The 9,605-nt window shown below is 60.7% G+C and carries 6 protein-coding genes; 1 reads left to right on the top strand and 5 read right to left on the bottom strand.

Annotation, left to right across the window (positions count from 1 at the left end):
- The 5 genes from ABX749_RS10640 to ABX749_RS10620 all read right to left on the bottom strand — a co-directional run.
- A partial coding sequence (locus ABX749_RS10640; protein WP_372895959.1) for a NupC/NupG family nucleoside CNT transporter occupies window positions 1–1,005 on the bottom strand: 1,005 nt, incomplete at its 3' end.
- A gap of 8 nt (window positions 1,006–1,013) precedes the next feature.
- Window positions 1,014–1,649, bottom strand: coding sequence for a uracil phosphoribosyltransferase (gene upp, locus ABX749_RS10635; protein ID WP_095738359.1), 636 nt, complete (start codon window positions 1,647–1,649; stop codon window positions 1,014–1,016).
- Between the two features lie 60 nt (window positions 1,650–1,709).
- On the bottom strand, window positions 1,710–5,510 hold the full coding sequence (locus tag ABX749_RS10630; RefSeq protein WP_372895958.1) for an RND family transporter: 3,801 nt from the start codon (window positions 5,508–5,510) through the stop codon (window positions 1,710–1,712).
- Window positions 5,511–5,735: 225 nt separating this feature from the next.
- On the bottom strand, window positions 5,736–6,962 hold the full coding sequence (locus ABX749_RS10625) for a protein-L-isoaspartate(D-aspartate) O-methyltransferase (protein WP_372895957.1): 1,227 nt from the start codon (window positions 6,960–6,962) through the stop codon (window positions 5,736–5,738).
- Between the two features lie 108 nt (window positions 6,963–7,070).
- Window positions 7,071–7,832 (bottom strand): class I SAM-dependent methyltransferase, encoded by a 762-nt coding sequence (locus ABX749_RS10620; protein WP_372895956.1) that lies wholly within the window; start codon window positions 7,830–7,832, stop codon window positions 7,071–7,073.
- 172 nt (window positions 7,833–8,004) lie between these two features.
- Between ABX749_RS10620 and ABX749_RS10615 the strand changes: the two genes are divergently transcribed.
- Window positions 8,005–9,381, top strand: a complete 1,377-nt coding sequence (locus ABX749_RS10615) for a DUF1501 domain-containing protein (protein WP_372895955.1) — start codon at window positions 8,005–8,007, stop codon at window positions 9,379–9,381.
- The last annotated feature ends 224 nt before the right edge of the window (window positions 9,382–9,605 follow it).

Below are 9,605 nucleotides of genomic sequence, written 5' to 3'. Positions count from 1 at the left end.
TAGCCCGATCAACCGGCCCGCTTCGGCGCACTCCGCCGCCGGAATTCCCAACAACCAGGCGATCGGCCAACAGGCATAACCCAGGATCACGCCCAGGCTGATCAACGGTGTGCCGGTCAGATCGACCCAGCCGAGTTGCTCACACCCGAGCCCCAGCAGCACGTCGATCAGTTTCAAGATCGCCAGAAACGCGATCGGCATCGCGCCGACATTGAGCGCCAACTTCAATCCGTCGCTGGCACCGGCGACCGCTGCGGCGATCACATTGACATGTCCGACGTCGTCGTCGTCAGCCTCCGACGCCCCGCGATTCATCTGCAGCGACGAAGACACTTGGGCACCCTCCGCTTCCGGTTCCATCACTTTGGCGATCAACAAGGCAGCCGGTGCGCTGATCACCGAGGCGGTCAGCAGGTGTGAGATGTCGATTCCCATCCCGGCGTAGGCCCCCAGCAATCCGCCGGTCACGGTCGCAAACCCGCCGGTCATCATCGCATTGAGTTCGCTGCGGGTCATCGTGGCCAAATACGGGCGGACCACCAGTGGCGCTTCGGTGTGGCCGACAAACACATTGGCCGCCGCGGCCAATGTTTCCGGACCACTCGTCTTCAACGTGAAACGCATCACCCAGGCCATCGCCCAAACCACCCACTGCATGATGCGGAGGTGATACAGAATGCTCATCAGCGCGGAAAAGAAAATCACCGTGGGCAGCACCCCAAAGGCGAACGTTCCCAACATCGAATCGCCGATCGTCGGCGCCTGGGCGGAAAACAGAAACCCGCTGCCGGCGGTCACCGAGTCCATCACCAACGTGAACGCACCCCCGATGGACTGAAAAAAACGTTGCCCCCACGACGTCCCCAGCACCAAAAAGGCGAGCAGGATTTGCAACGCCAGACCGCCGATCACGATTCGAATCGGAAAACGCTTGCGATCACTACTGATCAGCCACGCGATGCCGACGAAGACCACCAGTCCCAGCACGCAGATGAGTCGTTCCATGATCCGGGCTAGCCGTTTTGCGGGGTGTCGAAAATTCGGTCGCCCGCATCGCCGAGTCCCGGCACGATAAAGGAACGTTCATTCAATTCGGGGTCGATCGCCGCGACGAATAATTTGACGTCCGGAAAGTCACGTCCGACCCGATCGATCCCGGGCTGCGACGCGATCAGACTGAGCACTCGAATTTCATCGACGCCCCAACGTTGCAGTCGCCGAATCACCAAGTCGATGCTGCCGCCGGTCGCCAGCATCGGATCGACGACCATCGCGATGTTGGGCGCGTTTTCGTGAGGCAGCTTGTCGTAGTATCCGACCGGTTCGGCCGTCTCCTCGTTGCGATACAGCCCCAAGTGCCAGACCGATGCGTCGGGCAACAGTTCCAGGATCGGATCGACCATCCCCAGCCCGGCGCGCAAGATCGGAACGATGCCCACATGGACCGACAGTTCGTATCCCGTCGTCTCGCAAATCGGCGTGGTGATCTTTCTCGGCCGCGTCGCCAGATCGACAGTTGCCGAGACCCCCAGGATCATCGACAGGCGATTGACCGCGGCACGGAATTCACTCGGCGGGGTCGCCGCATCACGAATTCTGCACAGATGATGGTCGATCAGTGGATGTTCTACACGATGGACTAGACTCACCGATTGCGTCTCCCGAAGCTGAATGGTCTGGCGGCCCGCAACGGTAGTGTAGCCGAATCGCTAACGGCCTTTCATCCGGTGGGGTTGATCGCTGCGACGCGACGGAGAATGGACCTTCAAACTCGGCAGCGATTCTTTGTCGATCACCAAGGTTGCAGCGGCCTCTTCGTCGTCAACCTGAGATGAACCGCCGTCGGGGCCGCCATCGTCGGGTTGTACCAGCGCCAACTCTTCCAACGGCTCCGCTCCGCTTGCACCGCGAGAACCGACACGCGGTCGGAACAGTTTTCCCAACGGGCCGGCCAGCAGCGCCGGAAGCAAAATCAAGTCGCCGACCAGAGCGGCAACCAACAGCACCAACATCAGCGTTCCGAAACGCTGCGTCGGCGTGAACGTCGACAAGGCAAAGACAAACAAACCCAGTCCACCGACGATGGTCGTTTGCGTCATCGCCGGACCGACACGACGGTAGGTCAATTCCACCGCCTTGATGCGATCGTAGCCACGATCCAAATACGACCGGAACCAGCTGAGGAAGTGGATCGTGTCGTCGACCGCCACGCCCATCGCGACCGATGCGGTCATCATGGTGCCGATATCGACCAGGCGGCCGAAGTGGCCCATCAGTCCAAACACCAGCAGAACCGGGAACATGTTGGGAATCATCGAGACGATTCCCGCACCCAGACCTGATCCCAAGTTGACGGGGCCTAACATTCGCAACGGTGTACGGGCCGGGTTGAGCAAGATGATCATCACGACGGAGATCAACACAAACGCCAGCGCGATGGATTCCACCAGGCTACCCAGCAGGGTCCGCTGTGCCTTGTAAACGACCGGAACCACTCCCGTGTAAACGACCTGCATCGATCCGGCGCCGGTCACTTCGGGGATGCCGTCGCCGACCAAGTCATGGCTGATCGGTTTGGTGAAGATCGCTTGTGCGTCGATCAAGGTCTTGGCGCTCGCCAACGCTGCTTCGGGCGCCGGTTGGTCACCGACCCAGACCAGCACGTCTGCTTTGCCGATGACTTTGTTCCAGAGATCGCCGCCGATTTCGATCGGGTTTTCTGCTGACTGGTGGTCCACCCAAATCGGTTCGCGCAGTCGTTCGCCGCGGAGCAATTCTTCCAGAATCGACAAATAAATCGATCGGGTTCGAATGCGTTCTTCACTGGCGAGATCGACGTCATCGCTCAGATCAACCAGTTCCGTTTCCGCCAACGGGCTCGGGCGAGCGGCTCCCATCATGACGATGACCGGCTGTTTGCCTTGGCCCGACTGTGACGCCGCGGCGATTTGTTTCAGCAATTCGTCACGCATGTCGTAAGCGCGGAGCACCGGTTCAACCGAGACACGCAGCGTCTTGATGAATTCTCCGTAGTCGACGTCGGCGAGTGCACCGACGCGAAGACTGATCCGCCACAGTTCGCTGCCCGCGTACGGGCCGCTCTTTTCCAGCCGAACGTAATCGTTGGCCAGCAACTCCTCGCGGCCTTCGTTCAATTCCGTGATGTATTGAGACCGAACCGGATTCCAGCTGTTGGTCACGCCGGGCAAGGGTTTCAAAAACGTGTTGACCGCGGTTGTCGAACCGACGATATCCAGCCCTGGTTCGCCGAGTGTCCGACGAACGACCTCGTTGATCCTGGCGACCGCTTCGACCCGTTCCAGAACGTTCAGCGGCAACGCCGACTCCGGCGTCGCGGATTCTAACGGACCGTGTTGTCGCGCCGCGGGAGATGCCTGCGCGACGGTTTCTAATTGCATCGACGGCGGGACACGCAGCACCAATTCCATCGGGACCAGTTTTCCAAAGTTGCTCTCCAACCACGCGTAATCGCGAATGATTCTGGCGTTCTCGTCGAACAGCTTCAGCAATTGAACGGACGTTTTGATTTTGGAAAGCCCCAGCCCGGCGGCGACCAATGCGATCAAGCACACGCTGGTCACCAACAAGTGTCTTTTGCAGATCCACGCACCGGCGGCAGCCCAGCGGTCCGAGAGCCACGATTCTTTTTCGTCACCACGCGTCGGTACAGGCGATTCCGGTTCGGCGTGCGATTCGGTGATAAAGATTTGCAGCGCCGCGGGCAGGTAGGAAAACAAAATCGCGAGTGTGGCGATCACGCCGATCGCGGAGTACAGCCCGAAATTGCTGATCGGTGCCAAATTGCTGGTGTACAGCGACCCGAGTCCGATCGCCGTGGTCAGCGCCGCGAGGGAACAAGGGAAAATCGCGTGCTGCAGGGCACGGCCGGCCGCACCACCACGTCCGCGTTGACGGACTTCGTCGCGGTAGTAATTGATCACGTGGATCGCGCCGGAAAGCCCCAGCACGTAGACCAGCGATGGCATGCTCATCAAGATCGCATCCACACTGCCGTTGGTCCAACCGACCACCGCCATGCTGAGCATTGCCGCAGAGCCGCCGACGACAAACACCATCAGCGTGATCTTGACGCTGGCGAAACAGAGGTAGGACAGCAAGGCGCCAACCAGGATGCTGTAGCCGACCAGACGCACCAACGTCACCGTGCCCTCTTCGTCGATCGCGATGTTGTCGACTGGTGGGCCACCGAGTCGCAGCGGGGGAGCCCCGGCGATCGATTCGACTTCGGTACGGTTGAACGGCGGCGGAGCCATCGAGGGTGGCGCCGCGGGTTGAACCCCTGAGTCATTCGCCAATTCCAACAGCCGGCCACGTGGGGCGCCCATCACGCCGCGCCCGAGTGCGTACGCCAAGTTGTCTTGGGCGATGTCGGTCAGCGTGATCAGCAAGCAGGTCTGGCGCGGTGGTGGCTCGACCCCGGCGGCATCATAGACGGCATACCAAGCGTTGGTTTGTGTCTCGGTACTCGCGGTCGCCAATCGCTCGCGGTCACCGTCTAAGTTTTCGTCGGCAAACGTGCTGAGCGCGTTCTGAACCAGATCGTCAAAGTTTTCGGGGATGGCGGAGCGTCGATCGCTCGGGACGGCCGCGCGAAACTCTTCCGCCGTCCAGGCAAAGTCCTGTGGGACCGCCGGGGCGAACAGCGAACCGGTCAGTCGTTCCATGGCGCGTCGGCGGGCCACGATCGGACGCCGTGACTGATCGGTGAAGTCAACCGGCCACAGCAATCCGCCTTCCTTGGACAATTCATTGACCAGCGACACACCGGTCTCGACCGAGCGGAACATCGGGGCGCACAGCAGCGAGGGATCGTTGTGGAACGGGTTGGCGCGCTCGTCGTCTTGGGAGCCGAACGCGGCGACGAAGGTCCCCTGCAATTCGTGCGTGCCCATGGATTGTTTGATGTTGCGGATCAGTGCCGCCGGCCCGTTCGATTTTCCTTCCCAGCGATGCAGGTGCCCATTGGGTTTGATGTAGTACCACTTGCCGTCGGCGGTTGCGAACCACTTTTCGTTCTCACCGCCCCAATTGTCGAGCGTGCGAGAGGCGGGCAGCAATCCGAGGCGGATGCCGTATTCCTTGGCTGATCGATAGTCCTCGGCCAGCTTGGGGTCTGCGATTCCGGCACCCGGATCGGTTTTGCTGGATTCATGCCGCAGCTTGGATTCGAGCAATTTCAATCGCTGGTCGTCTTCGGTACAGCCCGGCCACGTGGCGATGACGAAGCTTTCGCCGGCGAAATGGTCGGCGAACCATTCCAGTTCCGCGGTCTCGACGAAATCCGACGGAAGCCAGTCCTTGATATCGTTTTCCTTCTTATTCAGGCTCAACCGCGCGGCGCGAAACGCGAACGGCATCAAGAAGAAGAAGCCGAAAAGCACAACCAGTGCGAAGGAAACTCCGAAGAGAGTCCGGCGCTCCAGCAATGGCCGCTCCGTCGGGCCGTTGTCTTGCTGGGGGTTTGGCATGGGGGGTGGGTTTCCGATGATGTTGGTGTTGGGGGGCGGAGTTCCGGCGGGGCGGCGTTTGGTGCCCCGTCACTGTCGCCTAAAGAATCAACCGAAAAAATAGCCGCTTCGGCCTCTGGGGTCTACTTCAAAGCGGCCTCAGAATGCACCTCCTACACGATCCGGGTGGCCGGTGGTTCGGGTCGGCGAAGCTTTTCCGGCTGGCGATCGGCGAAGCTCCGCCAATTAACGGTCGATCTTTTCCAGCTTGATGGCGTCGAAGTCGGCTTTCCCGGTGGCCCCGAACAGGCCGACGCGGAGAATGGCTTCACGGGTCTTGATCGGCACCCGAATCAGCCGGCTGTGGCTTCTCCAATCGCGTGTGCCGCGAAACGGCCCCAAGTAAAACGTGCCCAAATCGCTTCTTTGTTCGTCATACAGCGAGATCGCAATCATCGGCATCGCGTCGGACCCCGGCCCCTTTTGGATGCCTTCGGTGCGGACCTGTCCGCTCAGTCGGATCTGTGACACCTCGCGACCGTCGATCGCGATGCCCTGCAACAGGTGCGAATTGCGGCCGGGCGTCTCGTTGCGAAAACTGGCGTAACGTTTGCCTTGGGGGGCGGGGTCGCCGGACGTCGATTCGGTCTGAGTGACTTGGCGACCGTAGTACCAGCCGGGGACGAATTCCAACAACGTCGCTTCGTCACCGGTCGCCGCGACTTCAAAGTCGCCATTGAGGGCGACCGGGTTGGCCGGATCGGGAAGCGTCTGTCGGTTTTCTTCCGCTTCGCCCGTCATCGGCACGAACAGCGTCGGACGCAGCGCTTCGCGGATCAATTTGCCATCGGTCTTGATCAATCGAAACAGTGTTTGCTGGTAGCGTTCACCGACCGGGATGATCATCACGCCACCTTCGCGCAGTTGGTCCACCAATGGCGTCGGGACGGACTCGGGGCTGCAGGTGACGATGATCTTGTCGAAGGGTGCGGCATCGGGCCAACCCAAAAAGCCGTCCCCGATGCGGGTGGAGACGTTTCCGTAATCCAGTCGGGCCAGCGTTTCGGCGGCCCGTTCGCCGAGTTCACGTACGATCTCGATCGTGTAAACATGATCGACCAGCGGGCTCAAGACGGCCGCCTGGTAGCCGCTGCCGGTCCCGATCTCCAACACCTTGTCCGTCGATTCCGGATCCAACGCTTCGGTCATCGACGCGACGATAAAGGGACTGCTGATCGTTTGCGAATGTCCGATCGGAAGCGCCATGTCAAAGTACGCCCGCGGCCATTGGCTGCGGGGCACAAATTCATGACGCGGCGTGCGGCGAATCGCATCGAGCACACGCGTGTCGGTGACCCCGGCCGTCGCCACACGCTCGTCGACCAACCGATCACGTGCCGCTTGAAAGCGGTCGGCCGCCGACGCAGTGATGGCCCAGGCGAGGATCATTCCGATTGCAAATTGTGATTTCATTGCGAATTCTTGGCACTGAAGGAGTTAGCGGAACGGCGCGAGCCGTCCGGTTTGACGTTGAAAGACCGGAGGGCTCGCGCCCTGCCGCTAACAAAAGCCCCCCGCGCGTCACGTTCCTTTCACCGCTCGGGTTGCCATGAAGGTGGCGATTCGGTCGGACAGCGCATCGTCGCCTCCCCAACCGTCCTCCATTATATCTGTCAGCATGAACCCGGCGTCGAGTTGTCCGCCCAGCAAATCGGTCAAGGAATGTCCGAAATCGATCGGGCGTTCCGGTCCGATGGTTTGATCGAGTTCCTCGGGCGGCAAGTCGAGATCGCTGTAGGGAATTTTGAATCGCACTTTTAACTTGCCGCGATCGCGTTTGACCGCATCGAACAGGAAATTCACCGGCTGGATCACTCCGCTGATCAGCACCCCACCGGGTTTCAACACCCGCGCCGCCGCCTTCCAAACCGGCCGCACGTTGGGGACGAAGTTAACCGAACAGGGATTGATCACCAGGTCAAACTGTTCGGCCGCCAGCAGGGCCAGATCCGCCATGTCGGCCTGAATCGTCTCGATCGCCAGATCATGTTCGCGGGCCAGTCGCTGATCGATCGCCAGTTGGCCGGCGCTAAAATCGACCACCGTCACGTGCGCCCCGGCGGCGGCCAACACGGGGCCTTGGTGCCCGCCCCCCGCTGCCAAGGCCAGGATCGATCGGTCTCGCACGTCCCCGATCCACGAGGCGGGGATCGGTTTGGTCGCCGTCAACCGGATCGAAAAATCGCCGCGACGGGCCGCATCGATCTGGTCAGCCGTTGCCGGGGTGAACCACTTTCGTCGGCTGGTCGCGATCTTGTCCCAGGCCTCGCGATTGAAATGCATTGCGTCCAAGAAAAAGCCCCTGCGATGCCATGAATTCGAAATTCGATTTTCCGTTTGGCGTTTCAATCTAATAGAATAAACGTCCCCCCGTCGGCGGAATCGAGCTTTCCGAAGCTGATCTTTCCTCGATTCTCCCCCTCCCCGACCCTCCCAATCCGTCATTGGATTCGTCATGTTAAATCTGACCGCTCGCGGAACCTCGCACACGTGCAACGGCACGCCTCGACGCGACTTCCTGCAAATCGGAACCTTGGGCGCCCTCGGACTCGGGCTGCCCCAATACCTTGCCGCCGCCGAGCGTGGCGTGGTTGATCCGCACAAGGACAATCGCTCCTGCATCATGATTTTCAACCTCGGTGCGCCCAGCCAGTTGGACACCTTTGACATGAAGCCGGAGGCGCCGGCCGAGGTGCGCGGGCCGTTCAAAGCGATCTCAACCAAGGGCGATTTCCAGCTCTCGGAAATCTTGCCGCGCCACGCCGAGATCGCCGACAAGTTCTCGATCATTCGGTCCTGTTATCACACCGCGGCGGCCGTGCACGACGCGGGCTGGCAGATGCTTCAAACCGGTCGCCAATTCACCGGCGGCGTGAATTACCCGCACGCCGGTGCCGTGTTGCAATACATGCGCGGACGCCGCAGCGATCTACCGGCCCATGTCGTTTTGCCCGAAACCATGGGACGCGGCGGCGGCAACTTGCCCAACGGCCAAGCCGGCGGGTTCTTGGGCAAGACCTACGATCCGTTCGCATTGATGGCCGATCCCAGCAAAGAGAATTTTAAAGTCCCCGACTTGTTGCCGCCGCCGACATTGGGCGATGTCCGGATCGATCGTCGGCGACGGATGCGGGCGGCGATCGAAGGCCGAATGAACGAACTCGAATCCACCGAGTCGGCCAAGATGCTGGACAAGAATTTCGAAGCCGCCTATCGCTTGATGAACAGCACGCAAGCTCGCGAAGCCTTCGATTTGACCAAGGAGCCGACCAAGGTCCGTGAACGTTACGGGATGAACCGCTTCGGACAATGTTGCCTCTTGTCGCGACGATTGATCGAGGCGGGTGTCCGGTTTGTCACCATCAACACCTTCCTGACTGTGTTCAACGAAGTCACCTGGGACATCCACGGCAGCAAGCCGTTCACCACCATCGAAGGGATGAAGAACATCGTCGCACCGATGTACGACCAGGGCTACTCGGCGCTGCTGAGCGACTTGGACGAACGGGGCATGTTGGACGACACGCTGGTTTGCGGCTTGGCCGAATTCGGACGAACGCCCAAGGTCAATCCCGCCGGCGGCAGGGATCATTGGCCGCAATGTTTTTCCACCACGTTTGCCGGCGGCGGCGTGCAAGGCGGGCGAGCGATCGGTGCGAGCGACCCGATCGGTGCAGTCCCCGCCGACCGACCGACGCAACCCGGCGAGCTGATCGCCACGGTCTTTCATTCCCTGGGGTTGGACTTGCACGCCGAAATCCCCGGCCCCGGCGGACGCCCGTTCCCGTTGGTCGATTTCGGCATGCGCGAAGTCAAAGAACTGTTCGCGTAGCGGATCCCGTGGCGTAAGCTTGCGGTTTCGCTGGATCGCAAGCTGGAAGCTTACGCCACTGTCCGTCTTCAATTCCTTTGTCCCTTGATTTCACTTTAATGCCTCTCATCATGCGACCACGCTTGAATCCGTTCCGTCCGCTGTTGGCAGCCCTGGCGATTGTGATGTTGTGCCAATGGAGTGCGGCGTCCGAAGTTCCGACCGATCACGCGGAGTTCGCCGTG

Origin of the sequence: Stieleria sp., assembly GCF_041595215.1 — a bacterium.
GTDB classification, from domain to species: Bacteria; Planctomycetota; Planctomycetia; order Pirellulales; family Pirellulaceae; genus Stieleria; species Stieleria magnilauensis.
This window is presented reverse-complemented; position numbering and strand designations above follow the sequence as displayed.

Coding starts and splice junctions, on each gene's coding strand:
- ABX749_RS10625 (WP_372895957.1), bottom strand. CDS start 6,962: ATGAAATCACAATTTGCAATCGGAATGATCCTCGCCTGGGCCATCACT.
- ABX749_RS10630 (WP_372895958.1), bottom strand. CDS start 5,510: ATGCCAAACCCCCAGCAAGACAACGGCCCGACGGAGCGGCCATTGCTG.
- ABX749_RS10620 (WP_372895956.1), bottom strand. CDS start 7,832: ATGCATTTCAATCGCGAGGCCTGGGACAAGATCGCGACCAGCCGACGA.
- ABX749_RS10615 (WP_372895955.1), top strand. CDS start 8,005: ATGTTAAATCTGACCGCTCGCGGAACCTCGCACACGTGCAACGGCACG.